The organism is Lysobacter sp. P5_B12 (assembly GCF_056400425.1).
The window spans coordinates 100,096-124,672 of the sequence record NZ_JBFULG010000009.1 but is presented as its reverse complement, the minus strand read 5'-3'; the positions used below and the strand labels follow the sequence as shown (position 1 = coordinate 124,672).

The 24,577-nt window shown below is 67.1% G+C and carries 23 protein-coding genes; 5 read left to right on the top strand and 18 right to left on the bottom strand.

From position 1 onward, the window contains the following. Positions 1 to 69: 69 nt before the first annotated feature. The 5 genes from AC1DOM_RS14260 to rlmE all read right to left on the bottom strand — a co-directional run bounded on the left by AC1DOM_RS14260 (position 70) and on the right by rlmE (position 7,435). Entirely contained in the window at positions 70 to 2,097 is a 2,028-nt protein-coding gene (locus AC1DOM_RS14260; RefSeq protein ID WP_498964419.1) for a tetratricopeptide repeat-containing sulfotransferase family protein, read from the bottom strand. A gap of 102 nt (positions 2,098 to 2,199) precedes the next feature. Next, positions 2,200 to 3,099: a dihydropteroate synthase gene (folP, locus tag AC1DOM_RS14255; RefSeq protein WP_498964417.1), complete on the bottom strand. Its 900-nt coding sequence runs from the start codon at positions 3,097 to 3,099 to the stop codon at positions 2,200 to 2,202. 18 nt (positions 3,100 to 3,117) lie between these two features. After that, positions 3,118 to 4,758: a TPR end-of-group domain-containing protein gene (locus AC1DOM_RS14250; RefSeq protein WP_498964415.1), complete on the bottom strand. Its 1,641-nt coding sequence runs from the start codon at positions 4,756 to 4,758 to the stop codon at positions 3,118 to 3,120. Between the two features lie 87 nt (positions 4,759 to 4,845). Next, the gene (gene ftsH, locus AC1DOM_RS14245) at positions 4,846 to 6,738 is read right to left on the bottom strand and encodes an ATP-dependent zinc metalloprotease FtsH (RefSeq protein ID WP_498964413.1); all 1,893 of its coding nucleotides are present in this window, start codon (positions 6,736 to 6,738) and stop codon (positions 4,846 to 4,848) included. Positions 6,739 to 6,772: 34 nt separating this feature from the next. Next, positions 6,773 to 7,435, bottom strand: coding sequence for a 23S rRNA (uridine(2552)-2'-O)-methyltransferase RlmE (gene rlmE / locus AC1DOM_RS14240; RefSeq protein WP_498964411.1), 663 nt, complete (start codon positions 7,433 to 7,435; stop codon positions 6,773 to 6,775). A 67-nt stretch (positions 7,436 to 7,502) separates the two neighbouring features. Here rlmE and yhbY point away from each other — a divergent pair, with 67 nt between their 5' ends. Together yhbY and AC1DOM_RS14230 are read left to right on the top strand one after the other, a co-directional pair. Then, entirely contained in the window at positions 7,503 to 7,814 is a 312-nt protein-coding gene (gene yhbY, locus AC1DOM_RS14235; RefSeq protein WP_498964409.1) for a ribosome assembly RNA-binding protein YhbY, read from the top strand. 17 nt (positions 7,815 to 7,831) lie between these two features. Further along, positions 7,832 to 8,206, top strand: coding sequence for an Mth938-like domain-containing protein (locus AC1DOM_RS14230; RefSeq protein ID WP_498964407.1), 375 nt, complete (start codon positions 7,832 to 7,834; stop codon positions 8,204 to 8,206). Positions 8,207 to 8,209: 3 nt separating this feature from the next. Here AC1DOM_RS14230 and AC1DOM_RS14225 read toward each other — a convergent pair whose 3' ends face one another. From AC1DOM_RS14225 to surE, 4 genes are read right to left on the bottom strand one after another with little or no spacing between them, the layout of a single operon-like run. Then, positions 8,210 to 8,983, bottom strand: a complete 774-nt coding sequence (locus AC1DOM_RS14225; protein WP_498964405.1) for a peptidoglycan DD-metalloendopeptidase family protein — start codon at positions 8,981 to 8,983, stop codon at positions 8,210 to 8,212. Continuing rightward, complete coding sequence (locus AC1DOM_RS14220; protein ID WP_498964403.1) at positions 8,980 to 9,594, bottom strand: YqaA family protein; 615 nt, start codon at positions 9,592 to 9,594, stop codon at positions 8,980 to 8,982. Before AC1DOM_RS14220 ends, AC1DOM_RS14225 begins: the two co-directional genes overlap by 4 nt. 3 nt (positions 9,595 to 9,597) lie before the next feature. Further along, complete coding sequence (locus tag AC1DOM_RS14215; protein WP_498964401.1) at positions 9,598 to 10,293, bottom strand: protein-L-isoaspartate(D-aspartate) O-methyltransferase; 696 nt, start codon at positions 10,291 to 10,293, stop codon at positions 9,598 to 9,600. Beyond that, positions 10,290 to 11,072: a 5'/3'-nucleotidase SurE gene (gene surE, locus AC1DOM_RS14210; RefSeq protein WP_498964399.1), complete on the bottom strand. Its 783-nt coding sequence runs from the start codon at positions 11,070 to 11,072 to the stop codon at positions 10,290 to 10,292. Before surE ends, AC1DOM_RS14215 begins: the two co-directional genes overlap by 4 nt. 59 nt (positions 11,073 to 11,131) lie before the next feature. Here surE and AC1DOM_RS14205 point away from each other — a divergent pair, with 59 nt between their 5' ends. Beyond that, the gene (locus AC1DOM_RS14205) at positions 11,132 to 11,689 is read left to right on the top strand and encodes a Smr/MutS family protein (RefSeq protein WP_498964397.1); all 558 of its coding nucleotides are present in this window, start codon (positions 11,132 to 11,134) and stop codon (positions 11,687 to 11,689) included. Here AC1DOM_RS14205 and truD read toward each other — a convergent pair. From truD to pyrG, 7 genes are read right to left on the bottom strand one after another with little or no spacing between them, the layout of a single operon-like run. Further along, a complete protein-coding gene (gene truD, locus AC1DOM_RS14200; protein WP_498964395.1) occupies positions 11,686 to 12,696 on the bottom strand; it encodes a tRNA pseudouridine(13) synthase TruD in 1,011 nt (336 codons plus the stop codon). The two genes, AC1DOM_RS14205 and truD, sit on opposite strands and share 4 nt — an antisense overlap. Beyond that, positions 12,693 to 13,172, bottom strand: a complete 480-nt coding sequence (gene ispF, locus AC1DOM_RS14195; protein WP_498964393.1) for a 2-C-methyl-D-erythritol 2,4-cyclodiphosphate synthase — start codon at positions 13,170 to 13,172, stop codon at positions 12,693 to 12,695. Before ispF ends, truD begins: the two co-directional genes overlap by 4 nt. Then, positions 13,169 to 13,882: a 2-C-methyl-D-erythritol 4-phosphate cytidylyltransferase gene (ispD, locus tag AC1DOM_RS14190; protein WP_498964391.1), complete on the bottom strand. Its 714-nt coding sequence runs from the start codon at positions 13,880 to 13,882 to the stop codon at positions 13,169 to 13,171. Before ispD ends, ispF begins: the two co-directional genes overlap by 4 nt. Beyond that, on the bottom strand, positions 13,879 to 14,247 hold the full coding sequence (ftsB, locus tag AC1DOM_RS14185) for a cell division protein FtsB (RefSeq protein WP_498964389.1): 369 nt from the start codon (positions 14,245 to 14,247) through the stop codon (positions 13,879 to 13,881). Before ftsB ends, ispD begins: the two co-directional genes overlap by 4 nt. 7 nt (positions 14,248 to 14,254) lie before the next feature. Continuing rightward, complete coding sequence (eno, locus tag AC1DOM_RS14180) at positions 14,255 to 15,538, bottom strand: phosphopyruvate hydratase (RefSeq protein WP_498964387.1); 1,284 nt, start codon at positions 15,536 to 15,538, stop codon at positions 14,255 to 14,257. Continuing rightward, on the bottom strand, positions 15,538 to 16,374 hold the full coding sequence (kdsA, locus tag AC1DOM_RS14175) for a 3-deoxy-8-phosphooctulonate synthase (RefSeq protein ID WP_498964385.1): 837 nt from the start codon (positions 16,372 to 16,374) through the stop codon (positions 15,538 to 15,540). The genes eno and kdsA overlap by 1 nt, the downstream gene beginning before the upstream one ends. After that, the gene (pyrG, locus tag AC1DOM_RS14170; RefSeq protein WP_498964383.1) at positions 16,371 to 18,056 is read right to left on the bottom strand and encodes a CTP synthase; all 1,686 of its coding nucleotides are present in this window, start codon (positions 18,054 to 18,056) and stop codon (positions 16,371 to 16,373) included. The genes kdsA and pyrG overlap by 4 nt, the downstream gene beginning before the upstream one ends. 122 nt (positions 18,057 to 18,178) lie before the next feature. On the opposite strand from pyrG, the gene parE reads away from it, so the two are divergent. Both parE and AC1DOM_RS14160 read left to right on the top strand, forming a co-directional pair. Next, a complete protein-coding gene (gene parE / locus AC1DOM_RS14165; RefSeq protein ID WP_498964381.1) occupies positions 18,179 to 20,077 on the top strand; it encodes a DNA topoisomerase IV subunit B in 1,899 nt (632 codons plus the stop codon). Positions 20,078 to 20,174: 97 nt separating this feature from the next. Then, positions 20,175 to 22,136 (top strand): alpha/beta hydrolase family protein, encoded by a 1,962-nt coding sequence (locus tag AC1DOM_RS14160; RefSeq protein ID WP_498964379.1) that lies wholly within the window; start codon positions 20,175 to 20,177, stop codon positions 22,134 to 22,136. Positions 22,137 to 22,402: 266 nt separating this feature from the next. Here the strand turns inward: AC1DOM_RS14160 and hutG are convergent, their stop codons facing one another. Next, a complete protein-coding gene (gene hutG / locus AC1DOM_RS14155; protein ID WP_498964377.1) occupies positions 22,403 to 23,185 on the bottom strand; it encodes an N-formylglutamate deformylase in 783 nt (260 codons plus the stop codon). A 17-nt stretch (positions 23,186 to 23,202) separates the two neighbouring features. Then, positions 23,203 to 24,465, bottom strand: a complete 1,263-nt coding sequence (locus AC1DOM_RS14150; RefSeq protein ID WP_498964515.1) for an NAD(P)/FAD-dependent oxidoreductase — start codon at positions 24,463 to 24,465, stop codon at positions 23,203 to 23,205. Positions 24,466 to 24,577 lie beyond the last annotated feature (112 nt).

The following is a 24,577-nucleotide window of genomic DNA, read 5'->3' as shown; positions in this document are numbered from 1 at the left end:
CGGCGCGCGAAAGCGCGTCGCGTGTTCGAAATTCCCATTTCCCCTTCCCTCCCTTTGGTGTGAACGCAATCAGTCGAGCAGGTGCGGCGGCACCGATGGATACGCCGCCAGCACCGGTCCCAAGGCTTCCTCCAACGGGGCCAACCACGGCGCGTAATGGCGCCACTGGTCCAGGCCTTCGCGATAGATCGGTTGGCGCACCTGCTCCGAACTCGCCGTCCGCACCGGGCGGTCGTTTTCGAAGAAGCGCAGGCACGCGGGGTCGAACGGCAGGCCGCAGTAATCGAGCAGGCGACGCACTTGATGCTCGGTGTCCTCGACCATGGTTTCGTAATGCACGCGATGCACGCGGCCGGGCAGCACCGCGTCGAAATGGGCCATCAGCGCGACGTAATCGCGGTAATACAGGCCGATGTCTTCGAGCCGGAAGCTGAAGTCCTGGCCGCGTGCGAATTGTTGTTTGAACAGCGAGAACCCGCACGCCAGCGGATGCCGGCGCGCGTCGATGATCCGCGCGTTCGGCAAGGCCAGGTGGATCAGGCCGACGTGCTGGAAGTTGTTCGGCATCTTGTCGATGAACAGCGGCGCGCCCGCCCTGCGATGGATGCGCGTGCGATCGAGGTATTCCTCGCCGATGGCGCGGAATTCGGCGATCTCCAGCGTCGGCAGCACGTCGTGGTAATGCCGCGCGCCCATCGCTTCGCCGCGTCGGCGCAACTCTTTCGTCATCGACAACAGGTCGGGCAACTCCATCGTCCCTTCGACATCGGGATGGCTGGAGAGGATCTGTTCGACCAGCGTGGACCCGGCGCGCGGCATGCCGACGATGAAGATCGGATCGCGCGCATCGCTGCCGCTGCCGGCACGTTCGCCGAGAAATGCCGGCGTGTAGGTTGCGATCGCCTTGCGCACGCGCGCGGTGTTGTCCTGCGCGATCCACGGGATCATCGCCACGCGTTGCGTGTTGCCGCGCCGATAGTGTTCGAAGGAGGCGGCGTATTCGCCCGCGTCTTCCAGCGCCTTGCCGAGCGCGAAATCCAGGTGCAGGCGATCGTCGGGCGTGAGTTCGCTGCGCGCCAGTTGCGCGCGGATCGTCGCGAGATCTTCGGGGGTGAAGCGGAAGGTCTTGAGGTTGGCCAGGCTCCACCACGCATCGCCGAAGCGCGGTTCGAGGCGCGCGGCTTCGCGATAGGCGGCGATTGCACGCGTCGAATGTCCCGCGGTTTTCAGCGCATGGCCGAAACTGAGCCACAGGCGCGCCTGGTGCGGATATTCGCGCACGAGCGCTTCGTAGACCGGAATGGCGGCCTCGTAGTCGCCGGTGCGGCACAGGACCACGGCGCGCAGGTTGCGATAACCGGCGTTGGCGGGATCCTTGGCGAGCAGCGCATCGACTTCGGCCAGTGCTTCGACGGGCTTGTTGGCACGATGGAGCACCATCGCGTAGTGGTGGCGCGCGGCGTCGAAGCCCGGCACCAGCTCCAGGCAGCGCGCGAGCAAGGACTCGGCTTCGTCGATGCGGCCCATGCGCGCCTGCGTTTCGGCGAGCATGCGGAGCGCGGGCGCGTCGGTCGGCGCGCTGCGCAGGTGGTCGCGCAGTTGGGCTTCGGCTTCGGGAATGCGATTCGCCTGCAGATCGGCGGCGGCCTGCAGCAACCGCGGCTCGCGCACCGAATGCACCAGGTGCGTGGCATAGGCCGCCTGCGCGCCCGACAGGTCGCCGACCGCGGACAGGTGGTCGCCGAGTGCGAGCCAGGCGCGCGGCAACTCCGGTTTCAGTGCGACCGCGCGACGCAGCGCCGCGACCGCCTCGTCGCCGCGGCCGCCGCGACCGAGCGCGATGCCCAGTTCGAGCTGCACCGCCGGCGAGCCGGGTTGTTCGCGCGCCAGCGGTTCGAGGATGCGCGTGGCGGCCTGCGCATCGCCGCAGGCACTGTGCGATGCCCCGAGCAGCAGCAAGGCGACCGGATGGCCATCGACGACGCGCAGGATTTCCTCGGCCTGGCGGCCGGCGAGCGCAGGATCGGTCGACAACAGGCGCGAGGCGTGCGCCAGCGCGGCGTCGACCGAAGCCGTCGGCTCGTGCGCGGATGTCATCCCTCGACCATGGACATGCGACCCCCCACCGGGTGATGCCCGAGACTAGGCCGCGTACGCCTGCGCACGCAAGGGTCGGAAGCGGTTACAGCGCGATTTGGGTCAATCGTCGTCGGGCCAGCGAATCGCGGGCTTCGCTTCCCGCGCCCGTACCGCCGGCTGCGCCGCGACGGCCGCCCAGACCTGCAATGCATCCACCGTCTGCGCCACGTCGTGCACGCGCACCAGGCGCGCACCCCGCTGCGCGGCCACCAGATGCGCGGCAACCGAGCCTGCGACGCGATCGTGCGGATCCGCACGACCGGTCAGATCGCCGATGGTCTTCTTGCGCGACAGGCCCGCGAGGACCGGCACGCCGAGCTCGGCGATCGTGTCCAGCCGCGCGAGCAGGGCCAGGTTGTGCTCGCGGTTCTTGCCGAACCCGAAGCCCGGATCGACCACGATGCGCGCCTTCGCGATGCCCGCCATCTCCGCCGCGAAGATCCGTTCGGCGAGGAAGCGATGCACGTCGGCCACCACGTCGTCGTACCGCGGCGATTCCTGCATCGATCGCGGCTGCCCAAGCATGTGCATCAACACGACGGGCACGCCGAGCGATGCAGCCGCATCGAGCGCACCGTCGCGACGCAACGCGTACACATCGTTGATCATCCCCGCGCCGGCGGCGACCGCGGCGCGCATCACCTCGGGCTTGGAGGTATCGACGCTGATCGGAATCGACGTCGCGCGCACCAGCCCTTCGATCACCGGGATCACGCGGCGCAGTTCTTCCTCGAGCGGCACTTCGTCGGCGCCCGGCCGCGTGGATTCGCCGCCGACGTCGAGGATGTCGGCGCCCTCCTCCGCCAGGCGCACGCCATGTGCGATCGCGGCTTGCGTGGTCGCATGCTCGCCACCGTCCGAAAACGAATCCGGCGTCACGTTGACGATGCCCATGACGCGGGTGCGGTCGAGCCGCACGATGCGTCCGTTGCAATCCAGTTGCGGGGTGGTGTCGAACATGGAAGGGGTTGTAAGCGCTCAGCCCTTCGCGCGCAACTGCGCCACGATCGCCTGGAACCGCGGATGCGGACGCAGCGGCCACAGGTCGGAGTCGTGTTCGATCCATTCCAGGTTGCCTTCGCCGTGCAGCACGGCGCGCTCCAGCAGGTTGATCGACTCCTCCGCGTCGCCGTCGAGGGCGAAGAAACACGCGCCGTTGTAGAGCACGTCGAAATCGTTCGGGCGGATGCGCAGCGCGTAGGCCATCTCCGCGTGCCCGTTGTCGCCCACGCGCAGGTGCTGCATCAGGCCGGCGGTCATGTAATGCGCGCGCGCGTTCTCCGGATCGATCTGCGCCTGGTGGCTCGCGCAGGCCAGGCCTTCGATGGCGAGTTTCTGCTTGCGCTCCTGGTCGCCCGCGGCATCGGCGGCGTTGACGGCGAGCGCGAGGGCCTGGAATTCGTCGGGTTGCACGCGGTGCGCGGCGACGAACAGGTCCACGGCGCGCGGATAGTTGCCTTGCGTATAGCAATGGCGCGCATAGAAGTAATACGCGACGTAGAGCTCCGGGTCGAGCTTGAGCGCGTGTTCGAAGGCTTCGGTCGCGCCATCGTGGTCGCCGGCGATCATGAGCGAGTGGCCCTTGGCGACATGCGCTTCGGCGAGGTCGGGGTCCAGTTGCAGCGCGCGATGCGCCGCTTCCCGGGCTTCGTCGAGCGCACCGCTCTCCGGATTCACCATGCGCCAGAGCATCAGCTCGCACAGGGAATCGGACAGACCCGCATAGGCCTGCCCGTATTCGGGATCCAGTTCGATCGCGCGGCGGAACATCGAGGGCGCCTGCTTCATCCCGACGTCGGTCATGCGCGCGCTGTGCTGCCGACCGCGCAGGTAGAACTCGTAGGCGCGCATGTCGCGCGGCGCGCGCTTCTGCAGGTCGAAGGCGACCGGCGCCTGCAGCGTGGGCCGCACCGCGTTGACGACGTTGCGCGCGATCTCTTCCTGGATCGCGAAGATGTCGGCGAGGTTGCGGTCGAAGTTCTCCGACCACAGGTGATAGCCGTTCGATGCATTGACCAGTTGCGCGGTGACGCGCACGCGGTCGCCGGCCTTGCGCACGCTGCCTTCCATGATTGCCGCCACGTGCAGTTCGCGGCCGATGTCGGCCGGTGTCGCGGTGCCGTCGCGGAAACGGAACGAGGCCGTGCGCGAAGCGACATGCAGGCCGCGCACCTTCGCCAGTGCGTTGAGGATCTCTTCGGCCAGGCCATCGCAGAAATAATCCTGGTCGCCCGCTTCGGACATGTCGGAGAACGGCAGGATCGCGACGGAGGCTTCCGGCAATGGAAGCGCGGCGGCCTGCGTGGGCTGGTCGCTCGCGCGGCGCGCCGGCACTTCACCCTCGAGCGCGTTCGCATCGGGCAAGGCGGGCGTGCGTTCGATGCCGTGCGGCTGGATGTCGTAGATCCATGCGAGCGCGCAGGCCAGGACGAAGCCCAGCGCGAGCAGCACGATCAGCAGGCGCGAGGCCCACGCCGGGAAACCCAGCGGTTCGAAGGTCGCATCGGCGACCTGCACCAGCACCCAGCCGACGATCAGGTACACCCCGGCCACGCGGAACACGCGGCGGCGCCGGAACTCCGAGATGGTGGTGCGCAGGCGGGCGGCGATGTCGGGCATGCGAACTCCGCGGAAACGACAAGGGCCCCCGCGGGAGCCCTGTCTTTCGTTCAACGTGTTTGCCGTACCGGTGCGGCCGCGCCGGGTTCAGGTCTGCGCCGCAGGACCGCCGATCGGCGGCAGCGGGCGCGCCTCGCCCTTGTTGTTGCGCGTCCAACCCATCGGCGGCGGCGGCTCGCGGCCTTCCATGATCGCGTCGATCTGCGGCACGTCGATGGTTTCGTATTCCAGCAGCGTCTTGGCCATCACGTGCAGCTTGTCGAGGTTCTCGGTGAGAAGCTGCTTGGTGCGGGCGTAGGCCTTGTCCAGGATCTTGTGCACGACCTCGTCGATCTTGCGGGCGGTGTCGTCCGAAACGTTCTTGTGCTGCGTGACCGAGCGGCCCAGGAACACTTCGTCTTCTTCCTCGCCGTAGGCGATCGGGCCCAACTCGTCGGACAGGCCCCACTTGGTGGCCATGTTGCGCGCCATCTTGGTCGCGCGTTCGATGTCGTTGGACGCGCCGGTGGTGACCTTGTCGTTGCCGAAGATCAGCTCTTCGGCGACGCGGCCGCCGTACAGCGAGCACAGCATCGATTCGATGGCGGTGCGGTTGTACGAATACTTGTCGCCTTCGGGCAGGTACATCGTCACGCCCAGCGCGCGGCCGCGCGGAATGATCGTGACCTTGTAGACCGGATCGTGCTCGGGCATCAGCCGCCCGACGATGGCGTGGCCGGCTTCGTGGTAGGCGGTGAGCGTCTTTTCCTGCTCGCTCATCGCCATCGAACGGCGCTCGGTACCCATCAGGATCTTGTCGCGGGCGCGGTCGAAGTGCTCCATGCGCACGTCCTTCGCGTTCTCGCGCGCGGCAAACAGCGCCGCCTCGTTCACGAGGTTGGCGAGGTCGGCGCCGCTGAAGCCCGGCGTGCCGCGCGCGATGGTCATCGCTTCGACGTCGTCGGCCAGCGGCACGCGGCGCATGTGCACGCGCAGGATCTGTTCGCGGCCCTTCACGTCGGGCAGGCCGACGGTGACCTGGCGGTCGAAACGGCCCGGGCGCAGCAGCGCCGGATCGAGCACGTCGGGGCGGTTGGTCGCGGCGATGACGATCACGCCTTCGCCGCCTTCGAAGCCGTCCATCTCGACCAGCAACTGGTTGAGGGTCTGCTCGCGCTCATCGTGCCCACCGCCGAGGCCCGCGCCGCGATGGCGGCCGACCGCGTCGATTTCGTCGATGAAGATGATGCACGGGGCGTGCTTCTTGGCCTGCTCGAACATGTCGCGCACGCGGCTGGCGCCGACGCCGACGAACATCTCGACGAAATCCGAACCGGAGATCGAGAAGAACGGCACCTTGGCTTCGCCGGCGATCGCCTTGGCGAGCAGCGTCTTGCCGGTGCCCGGGGGACCGACCATCAGCACGCCGCGCGGGATCTTGCCGCCGAGTTTCTGGAACTTGCCGGGGTCGCGCAGGAACTCGACGAGCTCGGCGACTTCCTCCTTCGCCTCGTCGCAACCGGCGACGTCCGCGAAGGTGGCCTTGGTCTGGTCTTCGTTGAGCAGCTTGGCGCGCGAACGGCCGAAGGACATCGCGCCCTTGCCGCCGCCCTGCTGCATCTGGCGCATGAAGTAGATCCAGATGCCGATGAAGAGCAGCAACGGACCGATGTTGATCAGGATGCCGAGCAGCGAGATGCCGCTGGACGGCGGCGCCTGCTTGATCTCGACCTTGTGGTTGATCAGGTCGTCGACCAGGCGCTCGTCGCGACGCGGGGCAACGGTCTTGCCCTTCGTGCTGTCCTTGCGCTCGAACTCGATCGTCTTCTCGTCCTCGCCGATGTCCACCGACTTGATCTTGTCGTTGACCACATCCGCCTGGAACTGCGAATAGACGACGTCCTGGCCGCCACCCATCTTCGGGCTGAAACTCTGGAACACCACCATCAGCACGACGGCGACGACCACCCACAACATCAGATTCTTGGCCAAGTCGTTCATCCTGTACTCCGCGACGGCGTCGCGATCACATCATTCAGTTGGCCGGCGTTCCGGCCAGCTTGCCCTGCGCCAGGGCGTAAACCTCCGGCGACCGCTTCCGCGAGGCCGCCGGCTTGCGGATCGCCACCTTGGCATAACGCCGCCGCAGCTGCCGCACGTATTCATCGAACCCCACGCCCTGGAACAGCTTGATCAGGAACGTACCGCCGGGCTTGAGGTGGCCGTCGGCGAATTCCATCGCCAGCTCGGCCAGGTGCATGCCCCGCGGTTGGTCCACCGCATCCACGCCACTTTTATTGGGGGCCATGTCGCTCAGCACAAGGTCGACGGGCTTCCCGCCAAGGGCCTGCTCCAGTGCCGATAACACGGCATCCTCCCTGAAATCGCCATGAAGGAACTCCACGCCGGCCAGGCCGGGCATCTCCAGGATGTCCAGCGCGATCACGCGGCCGGGGTCCTGGGTGCCGTTGTGCGACAGCCGGTCGAGCTCCGCGCGCACCCATTGCGACCAGCCGCCGGGCGCCGCGCCGAGGTCCACCACCACCATGCCGGGCTTGAGCAGGCGGTCGCGTTCGACCAGTTCCTCGAGCTTGTAGGCCGCGCGCGAGCGCAGGCCCTCGGCCTGGGCCTTCTTCACGAAGGGGTCGGAAAAATGTTCCTTCAACCAGCGCTGGCTGGACTTGCTGCGGGTTGCCATGCGCGGGGGGTCCTCTGGGTGGCCATGATACCCTGCCCCTCCCCCGTTCAGCCCCCGCGATTGTCCAATGCCGTCCGCAGTTCAGTTGACCAGCGCGCAGACCCGTTTCCTCCGTGGCCAGGCGCACGACCTGAATGCCATGCTCCAGGTCGGGGGCAAGGGCATCACCGACGCCCTGGTGACCGAAGTCGTCAACGCCCTGGAGCAGCACGAGCTGATCAAGGTGAAGGTGGCGGCCGAAGACCGCGAAGCCCGCGACGCGATGATCCAGGACCTGGCGCAGCGCGCCGGCGCGGCACTGGTGCAGCGCATCGGCCATACCGCCGTCCTGTATCGCCCGAGCAAGGACAAGCGGCAGATCGTGCTGCCCCGCGGCTGACGCCAGGTTCGCGCACCATGCAGCTGAACCTCGAACGCCCCGATTACACCTGGTACCTGCGTGGCGCCGATGGCCGGCACGCGCTCGTCAACGAACGCGAAATCACCGCCAGCTTCGTGATCGCCCCCGAGGCGCTGGTCGAAGACTGGCCCGTCACCGACGCCAAGGCGATGGAACCGGGCGACCTCGCACCGCTGTTCGCATTGCAACCGGAATTGATCTTGCTGGGCACCGGCCCGCGCCAGGTGTTTCCCCCGGCGCTGGTGATGCACGCCTGCCTGTCGCAGGGCATCGGACTGGAAGTGATGGACAATGCCGCGGTGGCGCGCACCTACAGCGTATTGGCGGGCGAAGGACGTCGCGTGGTCGCGGGATTCATGTTCCCGCGTTGAGCCTTACCGCTTCGGCAGATACGTCTGCGGATCCACCGGTTTGCCGTTGTAGCGAATCTCGAAGTGCACCATCTCGCGCGCCGCGCCCGTGCGGCCCATTTCCGCGATCTGCTGCCCCGCTTTCACCAGCTGGCCTTCGTTGACCAAACGCTTGCGGTTGTGCCCGTACGCCGAGAGCCACGCGTCGTTGTGCTTGACGATGATCAGCTCGCCGTAACCGACCAACCCCGCGCCCGAATACACGACCACGCCATCGCCCGCCGCACGCACGGGATCGCCGCCGTTGCCGGCGATGTCGATGCCCTGCTTGGTCGGTTCGCCTGCGACATAGCTGTTGAGAATCGTGCCGTTCGCCGGCCACGTCCATGCGATCGGGCTCGCCACGGGCGCGGGCGGCGGCACGGGACGCGGTGCGGGCTGCGTGACGGGTTTCGGTGACGTGGTTTGCGGCGTAGTCGGGCGCGAGGGCGTCGTCGTGGCGACCGAAGACGAACCCTTCGGGAACAGGCGCAGATGCTGCCCCGGATAGATCGTGTAAGGCGCGCCGATGCCGTTCCATGCCGCGAGATCGCGCACGTCGATGCCATTGCGGAACGCGATGCCGTACATCGTGTCGCCCTTGTTCACGACGACCGTCTTGCCCGGCTTCGGCGTCGAAACGCGCGGCGGCGGCGGCGACGAGGGTGCGTTCGTGCGATACACGGTGCTGCTGCCGCATGCGGCCAGCGCCAATGCGCAGGCGGCCGCGGTACCGACTCGAAGGATCGAAGGATTCATCCGCCGCGCGCCTTCCACACGACAAAACCGACCAGGGCTGCGAGCAACACCAGCGCGACCCAGCCGATGGGCTCGATGTATTTGTGCAGGATGCGTTCGGCGCGCTCGCCGCCCAGGCGGATGAGCAGCGCCAGCAGGAACACGCGCTTGCCGCGGCCGACGAACATGCTCGCCAGGTACGGCAGCATCGGCACGCCGACCACGCCCGAGGACCAGGTGAACACTTTCATCGGGATCGGCGAGAAACCGGCGAGCACGAGCATCCAGAACACCGCCCATGGCGACTCGATCATCTTCGCCTGGATCAGCGCGATGCCCGATTCGATGCCGTGCAGCATGCCGAGCGCGGCGAACATCGGCTTGAGCGCTTCGAAGGCGTAATGCCCGAGGTAATAACCGATCACCGCGCCGACCATCGACCCGGCCAGGCTCACGGCGGCGAACCAGAACCCGCGCCGCGGCGCCGCCACGCACATCGGCAGCAGCATCACCTCCGGCATGATCGGGAAGATGATCGCTTCGAAGAAGCTGAGCACGGCCAGCCAGGTCGTCGCGCGCTTGTGGCGCGCGAGCGCGATCGTGCGTTCGTAGAGCGGTCCGAACAACTTCATGCGTCAGTCCACCATCCCTGGCAACAAGGGCACGAACACGACGGGCGCGAGCTGCGCTTCGTCGACGGTGCCGCTTTCATCCTTGCGCAGGCGGATCAGCGTTTGTCCGCTGCTGCCGCCGACGGGGCACACGAGCGTGCCGCCCGGCGCGAGTTGCGCGGTCAGCGCATCGACCAGCGCGGGCGCGGCGGCGGTGACGATGATCGCGTCGAAGGGCGCGAGTTCCGGCCAGCCGATGCGGCCGTCGTCGTGCTTGCTGCGGATGTTGAAGCCGAGCGAACGGAAGCGTTTGCGCGCGGTGCGCAGCAATTCGCCGATGCGTTCGACGGTGAAGACTTCCAGGCCCAGCGCGGCGAGGATCGCGGCCTGGTAACCCGAACCGGTGCCGATCTCCAGCACCCGCATCGGCGGCGAACCGGCCGGGCGCGCCGCTTCGAGCAAGGTTTCGGTCATCTTCGCGACCACCCAGGGCTGCGAAATCGTCTGCCCGTGGCCGATCGGCAGCGCGGTGTCTTCGTAGGCGCGCGTGGCGAGCGCTTCATCGACGAACAGATGACGCGGCACCGCGCGGATCGCGTTGAGCACGCGGTCGTCCGAAATGCCGGTGGCCTGCAGGCGTTCGATCAGGCGATCGCGCACGCGCTGCGAAGTCATGCCCATGCCGATCGCTTCGGGCTGCAGGCGGATGCGCGCGGTCACGAGCGGTCCTCCTGCAACGCCGCCGCCAAACCGCCGACCCAGCTCGCGACCTGTTCGAGCGCCTGGTAGCGCGTGAGGTCGACGTGGATCGGCGTGATGGAAATATGCCCGGTGCGCACGGCGTGGAAATCGGTGCCGGGGCCGGCGTCCTGTTCGGGCCCGGCCGCGCCGATCCACCACCACGTGCGGCCGCGCGGATCCTTTTGCGGGATGCACGGTTCGGCGCGATGGCGGTTGCCCAGGCGCGTGACTTCGAAACCGCGCACGTCTTCCCACGCGATGTCGGGCACGTTCACGTTGAGGATCGTGTCCGCCGGCAGGGGATCGACCTTCAGGCGCGCGATGATTTCCACCGCGGCGCGCGCGGCGGTGTCGTAATGGCGGCCGTCGTGGTCCGACGATGCGAGCGACATCGCGACCGCCGGCAGGCCGAGGAAGCGGCCTTCCATCGCGGCGGCGACGGTGCCCGAATAAATGACGTCGTCGCCCATGTTCGCCGAGGTGTTGATGCCGGAGACGACCAGGTCGGGTTCTTCTTCGAGCATGCCGGTGATGGCGACGTGCACGCAGTCCGTCGGCGTGCCGTACACCTTGAAGCGACCGTCTTCCATCGCGACCACGCGCACGGGGCCGTCGAGGGTGAGGGAATTGCTGGCGCCGCTGCGGTCGCGATCGGGCGCGACCACGGTGACGGCATGCCCTGCATCGCGCAGCCCCTGGGCGAGGATCCGGATGCCGGGGGCGTCGACACCATCGTCGTTGCTGACCAATACGCGCAAAGCAGTTGTCCTTCCGGCGTCCACCGCATCATAGCCGATGACTGAAGTAGGCTTGCGGCATGGCCAGCAAGTCGCATCCCCCGCCGCCGCCGGAACCGGTCGACGACGCCGCGCTGTTCCGCGACGCGATCGGCCCGGTGCGCGAATTGCCCGCGCAACCCTCGCCGCCGGCCAGGCCGCGGCCGCGCCCCGCCGCGCGCATGGCCGCGCGTGATGAAGCGCAGGCCTTGAGCGAATTCCGCCGCGCGATGTCCGCCGATGCGCTGGAAGCGGGCGATGCCTTGTCGTATCGGCGCGAATCGGTGCCGCCGCGCACCCTGCAACGCCTGCGGCGCGGGGAATACGCGGCGCAGGAGGAATTGGACCTGCACTGGACCGATGCCAGGCACGCCGAAGCGATGCTGCGCGAGTTCCTGGTGCATGCGCGGCAACACGGCCTGGGCTGCGTGAAGATCATCCACGGCAAGGGCCTGAACAGCGACAGCAAGACGCCGCCGCTGAAGAACCTCGTCGACCGGATGCTGCGGCATCGCGGGGAAGTGCTGGCCTTCGCCTCGGCACCGACGAACCAGGGCGGCACGGGCGCGGTGCTGGTGTTGCTGGCGCCGAAGCGTTAGCCGATCTCGCCGATCTGCCCGATCACCGTCGTCGCGTAACTGCCCGGCGGCAATTCGAAGGTCAGTTGCAGCACATCGTGCGCCGGCCACTCCCACGCCATCGCCTGCGGCCGCAAGCGCAGCGCGCGACGTTCCTGTTTCAGGCGCGCCGCCTCGAGCCCCGCGCGCACGGCGCGTGATTCGGCATCATCCAACGCCGCTTCTTCCAGCGCGCGCGCCTCACCCGTCGTGCGCAAGTCGCCTTCACCCCACAGCGGGCCGGTGGGATGGATGTCGAAACTCGCCAGGCGCGCCGCAAGCGCATCGTCGAACGGCTCGGGCCCGAACACACTGCGCGAACCCTCGAGCATCCAGACATCGCCGTCGATCGCGCGATCCCAGCGCTCGTCGTCCACGCGTCGTTCGAGCACGCGATTGAACAGCGCCGAACGCGCGGCCGACAGCAACAGCGTGCGCTGTTCGCGCTTCACGCGACGGCCAGCGAACATTTGCAAAGCCTGCGCGACGTTGTCGCCTTCGCGGCCGAAGCGTTGTTCGCCGAAGAAATTCGGTACGCCGCGCGCCTGGATCGCACCCAAGCGGTCTTCGATCGCGGCGTGTTCGCCCTGCACGTCGCGCAGCGTGAGCACGAACCGATTCCCCGCCAGCGCGCCGCGCGGCAACTTGCGCGAATGCCAGGTCGAATGCAGCACCTGCATGTCGTCGGATTCGAGCGCGGCCAGGTCCGGCGCGATTTTCTTCGGCAGGTGCACGCTGAAACGCTGCGTCGTCACCGCGTGGCGATCCTTCAACCCGGCGTAACTCACGCCCATTTCGGCGATGCCCGCCCATTGCGCCAGGCGTTTGGCGGCGAAGGCCGTATTCATGCCGCGCTTGCGGATCGTCAGCAGCAGGTGTTCGCCCGCCCCGCTCGCTTCGAAGCCATCGAGTTCGTCGACGCGGAAATCCTCCGGCGTCGCGCGCATCCGCGCCCGCAGCACGGGCGCGCCGAAGGCATGCACGCTCACTCGCGCACGAGCAGGCACACCGCCTGCGCGGCGATGCCTTCCCCGCGGCCGGTGAAGCCGAGCGTCTCGGTGGTCGTGGCCTTGATCGAAATCGCATCGACCGCCACGCCCAGATCGGCGGCGATCAGGCCGCGCATCGCGCCGGCGTGCGGGCCGATGCGCGGGCGCTCGCAGATCACGGTGATGTCGGCGTTGCCGAGCGACCAGCGATGTTCGGCGAGCAAGGCGCTGCAATGGCGGAGGAACACGCGGCTGTCGGCGTCCTTCCAGCGCGCGTCGCTCGGCGGGAAATGCTTGCCGATGTCGCCCAGCGCCATCGCGCCGAGCATCGCGTCGCACAGTGCGTGCAGCACGACGTCGCCGTCGGAATGCGCGATCACGCCGCGATCGTGCGGCACGCGCACGCCGCCGAGCATCAAATGATCTCCCGGGCCGAAGGCATGGACGTCGAACCCGCTGCCGATGCGGACATTCATGACGAGGCCCCGGGGATGCGACGTTCGCGCGCGAGGCGCAGGAGGAATTCGGCGAGCGGCAAATCCGCCGGCGTGGTGACTTTCAAATTGTCGTCGCTGCCTTCGACCAGCAGCGGCCGATGGCCCTGGCGTTCCATCGCCATCGATTCGTCGGTGACCACCACGCCGGCATTGCGCGCCGCTTCGAGCGCGCGCGTGAGTTGCAAGCGGCGGAACAATTGCGGCGTCAATGCGCGCCACAGGTGCTCGCGCGATTCCGTCGAATCGACGCCGCCGTCGTTGCCTGCGCGCTTGAGCGTATCGCGCACGGGCGCGGCGAGGATCGCGCCGACCGGATCGCCGCGGCCGAGGTCGAGCAAGCGTTCGAGATCGGAGGCACGCAGGTGCGGGCGCGCGGCATCGTGCACGAGCACGAAATCATCGGGACGCACGTCGTCGGGCAACGCCGCCAGGCCGGCCAGCACCGAATCGCAGCGCTCCGCGCCACCGATGCACGTGCGCACCGGCTTGCCGTCGATTTCCGTCCAGCCCGGCCACGATGCATCGTCTTCCGACAACACCACCATCGCACCGCCGACCGACGGATGCGAGAGCACCGCGCTGATCGAATAGGCGATCAGCGGCACGCCCGCGATGTCGAGGTATTGCTTGGGAACTGCGCCACCGTAACGCGAGCCGCGCCCGGCGGCGGGCACGATGGCCCAGATCATTGCCCGCCCTCGTCTTGCTCGGGCGTATCGCTGACCGCCGGCGCAGCGGGTGCGCTCGACGCCGCGGTCGGTTCCACCACGCGATAGAAGGTTTCGCCCGGCTTGATCATGCCCAGCTCGCTGCGCGCGCGCTCTTCCACCGCGGCCTCGCCCGACTTCAGATCTTCGACCTCCGCCGCGACCTCGCCATTGCGCTGGCGAAGGCCGGTGTTGTCGCGCGCCTGGTGTTCGACCTGCGTGGACAGCGCCTGCACCTGGCCCGCGCCGCCCTGCCCGAACCACAACTTGTACTGCAGCCACGCAAGCAACACCGACAGCAGCACGATGAGCGCCAGGATCACACGCGACGTGCCGCCGACGCGCATCGCGACCTCAGCGCCTCAGCGACACGAAGGCGTTGCGGCCCGCGTAACGCGCGGCGCTGCCGAGCTGCTCTTCGATGCGCAGCAGCTGGTTGTACTTGGCCACGCGATCGGAGCGGCACAGCGAACCGGTCTTGATCTGCGTCGCCGTGGTGGCCACCGCGATGTCGGCGATCGTCGTGTCCTCGGTTTCGCCCGAACGGTGCGAAACGATGGCTGCGTAACGCGCCTTGTCGGCCATCGCGATGGCTTCCAGCGTTTCGGTCAGCGTGCCGATCTGGTTGACCTTGATCAGGATCGCGTTGGCCACGCCCTGCTCGATGCCTTCCTTGAAGATGCGGGGATTGGTGACGAACAGATCGTCGCCGACCAGCTGCACCTTTTCGCCCAAACGCTGGGTGAGCTGCTTCCAGCCGGCCCAGTCGTGTTCGCCCATGCCGTCCTCGATCGTGATGATCGGGTACTGGGCGCACCAGCCGGCGAGGAAATCGACGAACTGCTCCGAGGTCAGGCGCTTGCCTTCGCCGGTGAGGTTGTACTTGCCGTTCTCGAAGAATTCGCTGGAGGCGACGTCCAGTCCGAGCAGCACGTCTTCGCCCGCGCGATAACCGGCCTTGCCGATCGCTTCGAGGATGGTTTCCAGCGCTTCCTCGTTCGAACGCAAATCGGGGGCGAAGCCGCCTTCGTCGCCGACGGCCGTGCTCAGGCCGCGGCCCTTCAGCACCGACTTGAGCGCGTGGAAGATTTCGGTGCCGGCGCGCAGCGATTCGGCGAAGGAATCGAAGCCGACCGGCAACACCATGAATTCCTGCAGGTCGACGTTGTTGTCGGCATGCGCGCCACCGTTGACGATGTTCATCATCGGCACGGGGAGTTCGACGGCCGCGCCGTTCGAAAGCCACTTCCACAACGGCATCTTGTGCGAGGCGGCGACCGCATGCGCGTTCGCCATCGACACGCCGAGGAGCGCATTCGCACCCAGGCGGCCCTTGTTCTCGGTGCCGTCGAGGTCGATCAGGCGGTGGTCGAGCGCGGCCTGGTCGCCGTCGAAGCCGTGCAGCGCGTTGGCGATCGCCGTGTTGACGTTGGCCACCGCGGTCTTCACGCCCTTGCCGAGGTAACGCGTCTTGTCGCCGTCGCGCAGTTCGACCGCTTCCTTGGTGCCGGTCGAGGCGCCCGAGGGCACCATCGCGCGGCCGAAGCTGCCGTCGGCGAGCGTGACTTCCGCTTCGAGGGTGGGATTGCCGCGGCTGTCGAGGATTTCGCGCGCGTGGATCTTCGAGATGGTAGGCATCAGGTCAGTTGGTTTTCCAGGAATCCGTTTTTCTTCGTGATCCGGTCGATCTCGAGCAGCGTCTCGAGCAGCGCGCGCATCTTCGGCAGCGGCCACGCGTTGGGGCCGTCGCTGAGCGCCTTGTCCGGATCGGGGTGCGTTTCCATGAAAATGCCGGCGATGCCCACGGCCATCGCCGCGCGCGCGAGCACCGGCACGAATTCGCGCTGGCCGCCGCTCTTGCCGTCCGCGCCGCCGGGCAACTGCACCGAATGGGTGGCGTCGAACACCACCGGACAATGGGTGTCGCGCATCACCGACAGCGAACGCATGTCGCTGACCAGGTTGTTGTAGCCGAAGCTGGCGCCGCGCTCGCAGACCATGATCTGCTCGTTGCCGGTTTCCTTCGCCTTGTTCGCCACGTGCTTCATTTCCCACGGCGACAGGAACTGGCCCTTCTTGATGTTCACCGGCTTGCCGGCGCTGGCCACGTTGCGGATGAAATCGGTCTGGCGGCACAGGAAGGCCGGCGTCTGCAGCACGTCGACCACGCTCGCCACTTCATTCATCGGCGTGTATTCGTGGACGTCGGTGAGCACGGGCAGGCCGAGCTGGCGCTTCACTTCGGCCAGCACTTTCAGGCCTTCTTCCAGGCCCGGGCCGCGGAAACTCGTGCCCGAAGTGCGATTGGCCTTGTCGAAGCTGGACTTGAAGATGAAGGGAATGCCGAGTTCGCTGGTGATTTCCTTCAGCGTGCCCGCGGTATCGAGCTGCAACTGCATGGACTCGATGACGCAGGGACCGGCGATGAGGAAGAACGGCTTGTCGAGACCGACCTCGAAATGGGCGAGCTTCATGCGCTCGCCTCCTTCAGCAGGCGGCCGCCGGCCTTGTGTTCGCGCGCGGCGCGCACGAAACCGACGAACAGCGGATGGCCATCGCGCGGCGTGGACAGGAATTCCGGGTGCGCCTGGCACGCGAGGAACCACGGATGCGTGGACTGCGGGAGTTCGACCATCTCCACGAGCAGGTCGTCCATCGACTTCGCGCTGATGACCAGGCCGGCGTCTTCGAGCTGCGTGCGATAGCGGTTGTTGAACTCGTAGCGATGGCGATGGCGTTCGCCGACGACGTCCTTGCCGTAGAGCTTGTGCGCGAGCGTGCCGGGTTTGACGCGCTGGTCCTGCAGGCCCAGGCGCATCGTGCCGCCCAGGTCGCTTTCTTCGCTGCGGCGTTCGACATCGCCCGTCGCCGTGCGCCATTCGGTGATCAGGCCGATCACCGGATGTTCGCTGCGCTTGTCGTTCTCGGTGGAATTGGCGTCGGACAGGTTGAGCACGTGGCGCGCGTAATCGACCACCGCCGCCTGCATGCCGTAGCAGATGCCGAAATACGGGACCTGGTGTTCGCGCGCGTAACGCGCGGTCATCACCTTGCCCTCGAAGCCGCGATCGCCGAAACCGCCGGGCACGAGGATGCCATCGACGCCTTCCAGCGCCTTGGCGCCGTCCTTCTCGATCTCGGAGGATTCCATCCACTTCAGGCGCACGCGCGTGCGCTGGCGCAGGCCGCCGTGCTTGAGCGCCTCGGCGAGCGACTTGTACGCGTCCTGGTGATCGACGTACTTGCCGACCACCGCGATGGTGACGTCATCGACCGGATGCTCGGCGGCATCGACGACGGCTTCCCATTCGGAAAGGTCGGCTTCGGCCTTCGCCTTGGCCGACAGGCCCAGGCGTTCGACGACGATCTTGTCCAGGCCCTGGGAATGCAGCCACATCGGGATCTTGTAGATGTTGTCCAGGTCGACGGCCGAGATGACCGCCTTCTCCGGCACGTTGGTGAACAGCGCGATCTTGCGGCGCTCGCCGTCGGGCAGCGGCTGCTCGCTGCGGCACAGCAGGATGTCGGGCTGGATACCGATGGAGCGCAGTTCCTTCACCGAGTGCTGCGTCGGCTTGGTCTTCAGCTCGCCGGCCGCGGCGATGTAGGGCACCAGGGTGAGGTGCATGAACTGCGCGGCTTCGGGCCCGCGTTCGGTGCGGATCTGGCGGATCGCTTCGAGGAAGGGCAGCGACTCGATGTCGCCCACCGTGCCGCCGATTTCCACCAGGCCCACGTCGAAACCGGCGGTGGCATCGTCGATGCACCGCTTGATCTCGTCGGTGATGTGCGGGATGACCTGCACGGTGCCACCCAGGTAGTCGCCGCGGCGCTCCTTGCGGATCACATTCTCGTAGATGCGGCCGGTGGTCACCGAGTGTCGGCGCGACAGGCGCACGCGGATGAAGCGCTCGTAGTGGCCCAGGTCGAGGTCGGTTTCGGCGCCGTCGTCGGTGACGTACACCTCGCCGTGCTGGAACGGGCTCATCGTGCCCGGATCGACGTTGATGTAGGGGTCGAGCTTCATCATCGTCACGCGCAGACCGCGCGCTTCGAGGATGGCGGCCAGCGAGGCCGCGGCGATGCCCTTGCCGAGCGAGGACACCACGCCGCCGGTAACGAATACGAGCGGCGTCCTGGAAACTGGAGGCGTCATGGAAAAGGGGGCTTCCGGAAAGCCGTAGTCTACCGGTAGCGGGCCCCAGCCGCGACCCCGGCGTGCCGTGGGCCGTTCACGCTATCCTGCTGGTCGATCGTCCCCCGCAGACCCCGCACGCGATGAATTCCCGCTACAACGCCGCCGACATCGAAGTCCTGTCCGGGCTCGATCCGGTCAAACGCCGCCCCGGCATGTACACCGACACGGCGCGCCCGAACCACCTCGCCCAGGAAGTGGTCGACAACGCCGTAGACGAAGCGCTGGCCGGCCACGCCGACGCGATCGAGGTCGTCCTGTTCGCCGACGGCAGCGCCGAGGTGGCCGACAACGGCCGCGGCATGCCGGTGGACATCCACCCCGAGGAGAAGATCCCCGGCGTCGAACTGATCCTCACGCGCCTCCACGCAGGCGGCAAGTTCAGCAACAAGAACTACACCTTCTCCGGCGGCCTGCACGGCGTGGGCGTGAGCGTGGTCAACGCGCTGTCGAAGAAGGTCGAAGTCTTCATCAAGCGCGACGGCAACGAATACCGGATGACCTTCGCCGACGGCGACCGCACCTCGAAGCTGGAAGTGGTCGGCTCGGTGGGCAAGAAGAACACGGGCACGCGCCTGCGCTTCTGGCCCGACGCGAAGTACTTCGACACCAACAAATTCAACCTGCGCTCGCTCAAGCACCTGTTGCGCGCCAAGGCCGTGTTGTGCCCGGGCCTGTCCGTCAGCCTGTTCGACGAAGCCTCGGGCGAACGCGTGCAGTGGCTGTACGAAGACGGGCTGCGCGATTACCTGCGTGGTGAACTCAACGCCGAAGGCCAGCGCGAGATCCTGCCGCCGGAGTTGTTCGTCGGCTCGCTGAAGAAAGACACCGAGGTCGTCGACTGGGCCGTCGCATGGCTGCCCGAAGGCGAGCTCGTGCAGGAAAGCTACGTCAACCTGATCCCCACCGCGCAGCACGGCACGCACGTGAATGGCCTGCGCACCGGCTTCACCGATGCGCTCCGCGAGTTCTGCGATTTCCGCAACCTGCTGCCGCGCGGCGTGAAGCTCGCGCCGGAAGACGTGTGGGACCGCGTGGCCTTCGTGCTGTCGGTGAAGATGACCGATCCGCAGTTCAGCGGGCAGACCAAGGAACGCCTGTCCTCGCGCCAGGCCGCCGGTTTCGTCGAAGGCGCCGCGCACGATGCCTTCTCGCTCTGGCTGAACCAGCACACCGAGATGGGCACGCGCATCGCGCAACTGGCGATCGAACGCGCCAGCGCGCGCCTGAAGACCGAAAAGCAGATCGTCCGCAAGAAGGTCACGCAGGGCCCCGCCCTGCCCGGCAAGCTCGCCGACTGCATTTCGCAGGATCTCTCGCGCACCGAACTGTTCCTCGTCGAAGGCGATTCGGCGGGCGGCAGCGCGCGCCAGGCCCGCGACAAGGACTTCCAGGCGATCCTTCCGCTGCGCGGCAAGATCCTCAACACCTGGGAAGTCGCCTCCGGCAGCGTGCTGGCCTCCACCGAAGTCCACGACCTCGCGGTCGCCATCGGCTGCGACCCGGGCAAGGACGACATCACCGGCCTGCGTTACGGCAAGGTCATCATCCTGGCCGACGCCGACTCCGACGGCCTGCACATCGCCACGCTGCTGACCGCGTTGTTCCTCAAGCACTTCCCGTCGCTGGTCGGTGCCGGGCATGTGTTCGTCGCGATGCCGCCGCTGTTCCGCGTCGACGTGGGCAAGCAGGTCTTCTACGCGCTGGACGAAGAAGAAAAGCGCCTGCTGCTGGAGCGCATCGAACGCGAAAAGCTCAAGGGCGCGGTGCACGTCACCCGCTTCAAGGGCCTGGGCGAAATGAACCCGCAGCAGCTGCGCGAATCCACGATCCACCCCGACACCCGCCGCCTGGTGCAGCTCACCGTCGACGACGACGGCGAGACGCGCTCGCTGATGGACATGCTGCTGGCGAAAAAACGTGCGGGCGATCGCAAAACCTGGCTCGAGCTCAAGGGCGACCTGGCCACCCTCGAAGTCTGATCGGCTACCGGAAGCGGACGTCGCCGGCATGGCCTGCGGCGCCCCGCTTCGGTAACCTGCGCAAGCCTCGGGGAGAGGCTCAGCACAGGAAGTCGCAATGCAACGCACCACATTCGCGCGCTGGTTCGGCGCGCTCGCGCTCGTCGCCGTTCCGGCGATTGCCCAGCAGGTCAGCGTCACCGATTTCGCGAAGCGTCCGGAGGCCTGGGGGGCAACCTTGTCGCCGACCGGCGAATACGCCGCCATCGAAGTTCCCTCGGCCGACGGGCTGGAAACGCAGCTGCAGATCGTCAAGCTCGATGGCAGCGGCAAGACGCAGACGTTGCGCTTCGGCCGCATGGAACATGTCTCCGACGTGACGTGGACGGCCGACGATCGCGTCGTGGTCGCACGCGCGACGATGACCCCGTTGGATCCCCGGCCGTATTCGACCGGCCAGCTGATGACCTCCGACGTCAACGGCAAGAACCAGGACACGCTGTTCGGTTACGTCGCCGACCACGGCAACACGCGCGGCCGCCGCAAGGACGAAGGCTGGGCGTCGCTGGTGGACGTGCTCGACGAGCCGGGCATGGCCCTCGTGGATTTCACTTGCGCCACCTGCGGCAAGGAACCCGACACGGTGATCTACCGCGTCGACACGCGCACGGGCGACCGCAAGGAAGTCGAACGCGGCGGCAAGCTGGCGTGGTACCAGTTCGACCGCACGGGCGAAGCGCGCGTCCGCCGCACGCTCGACGACAACGACGATCCGGTGCTCGACTACCGTCCCGCCAAGGGCGGCGACTGGAAGCCGCTGCCGAAATCGATCGCCGGCCGCCAGCTGTACGCGACGGTGTGGGAACAGGACAACAACGTCCTGTACGCCTTCGTCGCCGACGGAATGGAAGCCGCGCAGCCTTACCGCATCGACCTGGCCGCGGGCACGCGCACCAAGCTCGACGACCACACCGACCTCACGCCGTCGGGCTGGTTCCTCGAAGGGCGCAACGGCGCGCCGTTCGCCGTGTACTACAACAACAACCAGCCGCTGCTGAAGATCATCAAGCCGGACTCGGAGTACGCGAAGCTGTACGTCGGCATCCTGAAGGCCTTCCCGGGCCAGATGGTGTACTTCAACGATTACAGCCGCGACAACAACCGCGTGTTGTTCTCGGTGGCCTCCGACAAGAACGCCGGCGACTGGTACCTCTACGACCGCGCGGCCAAGAAGGCGCAGAAGGTCGTCGAGTTCCGCCCCTGGTTGAAGCCCGAAACCATGGCGCCCTCGCGTCCGATCAGCTTCACCAACCGCGACGGCACCAAGATCTACGGCATCTACACCGCCAACGGCACCGGCCCGAAGCCGACGATCGTCATGCCGCACGGCGGGCCGTACGGCGTTTCGGATGATTGGGGCTTCGAAACCGACGCGCAGTTCTTCGCCAGCCGCGGCTATGCCGTGCTGCAGATCAACTACCGCGGTTCCGATGGGCGTGGCGAGGGCTTCGAGAAGTCGGGTTGGAAGGGCTGGGGCGACAAGATCCAGAACGACATCACCGACGGCGTGAAGTATGCGATCGACCAGAAGTTGGCCGACCCCAACCGCATCTGCATGTACGGTGCGAGCTTCGGCGGTTACTCGGCGATGATGCAGCCCATCCTCAACCCGGGCATGTACAAGTGCGCGATCGGCTATGTCGGCGTGTACGACATGGCGCTGATGCGCAAGACCGATATCCGGGATGGGGAATCCGATCGCATCAAGCGTTTCTGGAACCGTACGGTCGGCACCGACATGGACGCGCTGGCCAAGATTTCGCCGGCGCTGCGCGCGAAGGAAATCAAGGTGCCGGTCATGTTGGTCCACGGCACGGCGGACAACACCGCCAACATGAATCAGTTCCGGGCGATGTCGGCGGCGTTGAAGGACATCGGGCAGCCGGCGCAGGAGATGTTGGCGAGCGGCGAAGGGCATGGTTTCGTGAAGCCGGAGAACGTCGCGGAGCTGTATCGCCGGATGGAAGCGTTCCTGGACAAGTACATTGGTCCGAACGCGAAGGTCGCGACGTCGCCGTAACTGACGCGGACGCGGATACGAAAAGGGGCGGCCTTCGGGTCGCCCTTTTTTGTTGGCGTTTGCGTAGCAAGAGCGCCGCTTGCGTCATTGGCGCGTCGCCCGAACGTTGTGAGTTCCAAATTTTTTTGGGAAAAAAATTTGAAACTCACAACGCTGGGGCATCACCTTTCGAGCGTTGGCTCTCGATCGGGGGCCTTCGCCCGGGCATTCGCTTTGCCGGTGCGAAGCAAGCTTCGCACTGACCCGATCGTTGTCGAAGAGGCTGTTTATCCGATCGCCGCTTCCAGCAAGCTTCGGATCACGCCCTGCGCGCGTGCCGCGCGCACCGGGTCGTATTCGAATGTGTCTTCGTCCATGTACAGGCGCTGGCTCATTTCCAGTTGCACGGCGTCGATGCCCTGCGCGGGTGCGGCGTAGTGACGCGTGATGTAGCCGCCCTTGAAGCGGCCGTTGGCGATCCAGTCGAATTCGGTTTGCGCGGCGAGCACGGCTTCGAGCTTGGCCTGCAACGCGGGCGAGCAGCTCGCGCCGCCGGAGGTGCCGAGGTTGAGGTCGGGCAGCCGGCCTTCGAACAGGAAGGGCAAGGCGCTGCCTTTGATCGTGTGGCCTTCCCACAACACGACGCGGCCGTGCGCTTCGCGCAGGCGGTGCAGTTCGGCCTGCAAGGCGTCGTGGTACGGGCGCCAATAGGTGTCGACGCGTTGCGCGACTTCGGTTTCGTCGGGTGCCTGTCCTTCGAGGTACACCGGGTCGCCGGTGAATTGCACGGCCGGGCACAGGCCCGTCGTGTTCTGGCCGGGGTACAGCGATACATCGTCCGGCGGGCGGTTGAGGTCGACGACGTAACGCGAATAGCGGGGGCGCAGGATCGATGCGCCGAGTGCGCGCGCGACTTCGTACAAGCGCGAGACGTGCCAATCGGTGTCGGGTGCGATGCGCGCGCGTTCGACCATGCGCTGCGCGAGGGCGGGGGGAATCTCGCTGCCGTCGTGCGGCAGGCTGACCAACAGCGGCGCGGTGCCGCGGTGCAACGCGAAGATCGTGTCCATGGCGCCGGAGTTTAGGCCTATGCGAAGCGCGAGGGCGCGTAGGGCGCCGGATCGATCGCAGGGGCGCGGCCGGTGATGAGGTCGGCGATGAGTTGGCCCGTGCCCGTGCTCATGCCGATGCCCATCATGCCGTGGCCGGTGGCGAGCCAGATGCCGTCGCGGCGCGGGACCGGGCCGATGATCGGAATGTCATCGCACGTCATCGGGCGCCAGCCGAACCAGCGCTCGCGTACCACCGGGCCGACGGGTTCGTGCAGGTATTCGGCCGCGCCGCGTTCGAGTGCGGCAAGGCGGCGCGCGTTGAGCGTGTCGTCGAAACCGGAGAATTCCATCGTGCTGCCGAGGCGATAGCCGCTCGGCCACGCCGTCACGCAGACCTGGCGTTCGCGCAACACCAGCGGATGCTTCGGAACGCGCGCGGGCGGATCGTAGGTGATCGAGTAGCCCTTGCCCGGCTGCATCGCGCCGCGCAGGCCGGACAGGCCGATCGCATCGGCCAGGCGCGGTGTCCATGCGCCGAGCGCGCACACGATCTCACGAGCGCGATACGTGCCGGCGGACGTGCGCACGCGCCAGGCATCGCCGTCGCGTTCGATCGCCTGCAGCGCGCAGCCTTCGACGATCTGCCCGCCCTTGGCGCGGAACACGCGCGCGAGTTCGTCCACGTAACGATCGGGGCGCAGCGCGGCGTCGCCCGCGAAACGGATCGCGCCGGCGACGCCGGGCTTCAATGCCGGTTCGAGCGCTTCGTATTCGCGGCCTTCGAACACATCGACCTGCACGCCCAGGTCGCGCAGCAAGGGCGCTTCGCCGTAATCGTGCGCCATGCGCCGGGCATCGCGGAACACGTAATCCTCGCCGGATTCGACGAATTCGCATTCGAGCGCGAGGTCGCGGATCCATTCGCCCAGGCGCACGCGGGAATCATTGAGCAGCGCGCCCTTCGCGCGTGCGCTGTGTTCAAAATCGCGCACGTTGCAGCGCGCGGCGAAGCGCAGCAACCAACGCCACAGCACCGGATCGACGCGCGGGCGGATGTACAGCGGGGCGTCGGGCTGCAACATCATGCGCAGCGCGGTCTGGATCATGCCCGGCTGCGCGAGCGGGCCGGCGTGGCTCGGCGTGATCGTGCCGCAGTTGCCATGCGATGCGCCTGCGCCGACGCGCGTGGCTTCGATCAGCACGACCTGCCGGCCGGCATCGCGCAAGGCGATCGCCGAACATAGCCCTACGGCCCCTCCCCCGACGATGAGGGTTTCGACTGTCGTCGTGTCCTGCATCTGCGCTCGACCACCGGAATCGCGTGAAGTGGCGTTGACCGACCTGAAGCCGTTCAGCGCCCTGTTGTGCTGCAGCATGACATTCCTGCGCGTTGCACAACAGAGTCGAACG

Excerpts from the sequence above, each read along its gene's own strand:
- AC1DOM_RS14260 (WP_498964419.1), bottom strand. The coding sequence starts at position 2,097 with ATGACATCCGCGCACGAGCCGACGGCTTCGGTCGACGCCGCGCTGGCG.
- folP (WP_498964417.1), bottom strand. The coding sequence starts at position 3,099 with ATGTTCGACACCACCCCGCAACTGGATTGCAACGGACGCATCGTGCGG.
- AC1DOM_RS14250 (WP_498964415.1), bottom strand. The coding sequence starts at position 4,758 with ATGCCCGACATCGCCGCCCGCCTGCGCACCACCATCTCGGAGTTCCGG.
- ftsH (WP_498964413.1), bottom strand. The coding sequence starts at position 6,738 with ATGAACGACTTGGCCAAGAATCTGATGTTGTGGGTGGTCGTCGCCGTC.
- rlmE (WP_498964411.1), bottom strand. The coding sequence starts at position 7,435 with ATGGCAACCCGCAGCAAGTCCAGCCAGCGCTGGTTGAAGGAACATTTT.
- yhbY (WP_498964409.1), top strand. The coding sequence starts at position 7,503 with ATGCCGTCCGCAGTTCAGTTGACCAGCGCGCAGACCCGTTTCCTCCGT.
- AC1DOM_RS14230 (WP_498964407.1), top strand. The coding sequence starts at position 7,832 with ATGCAGCTGAACCTCGAACGCCCCGATTACACCTGGTACCTGCGTGGC.
- AC1DOM_RS14225 (WP_498964405.1), bottom strand. The coding sequence starts at position 8,983 with ATGAATCCTTCGATCCTTCGAGTCGGTACCGCGGCCGCCTGCGCATTG.
- AC1DOM_RS14220 (WP_498964403.1), bottom strand. The coding sequence starts at position 9,594 with ATGAAGTTGTTCGGACCGCTCTACGAACGCACGATCGCGCTCGCGCGC.
- AC1DOM_RS14205 (WP_498964397.1), top strand. The coding sequence starts at position 11,132 with ATGGCCAGCAAGTCGCATCCCCCGCCGCCGCCGGAACCGGTCGACGAC.
- ispF (WP_498964393.1), bottom strand. The coding sequence starts at position 13,172 with ATGAATGTCCGCATCGGCAGCGGGTTCGACGTCCATGCCTTCGGCCCG.
- ispD (WP_498964391.1), bottom strand. The coding sequence starts at position 13,882 with ATGATCTGGGCCATCGTGCCCGCCGCCGGGCGCGGCTCGCGTTACGGT.
- ftsB (WP_498964389.1), bottom strand. The coding sequence starts at position 14,247 with ATGCGCGTCGGCGGCACGTCGCGTGTGATCCTGGCGCTCATCGTGCTG.
- eno (WP_498964387.1), bottom strand. The coding sequence starts at position 15,538 with ATGCCTACCATCTCGAAGATCCACGCGCGCGAAATCCTCGACAGCCGC.
- kdsA (WP_498964385.1), bottom strand. The coding sequence starts at position 16,374 with ATGAAGCTCGCCCATTTCGAGGTCGGTCTCGACAAGCCGTTCTTCCTC.
- pyrG (WP_498964383.1), bottom strand. The coding sequence starts at position 18,056 with ATGACGCCTCCAGTTTCCAGGACGCCGCTCGTATTCGTTACCGGCGGC.
- parE (WP_498964381.1), top strand. The coding sequence starts at position 18,179 with ATGAATTCCCGCTACAACGCCGCCGACATCGAAGTCCTGTCCGGGCTC.
- AC1DOM_RS14160 (WP_498964379.1), top strand. The coding sequence starts at position 20,175 with ATGCAACGCACCACATTCGCGCGCTGGTTCGGCGCGCTCGCGCTCGTC.
- hutG (WP_498964377.1), bottom strand. The coding sequence starts at position 23,185 with ATGGACACGATCTTCGCGTTGCACCGCGGCACCGCGCCGCTGTTGGTC.
- AC1DOM_RS14150 (WP_498964515.1), bottom strand. The coding sequence starts at position 24,465 with ATGCAGGACACGACGACAGTCGAAACCCTCATCGTCGGGGGAGGGGCC.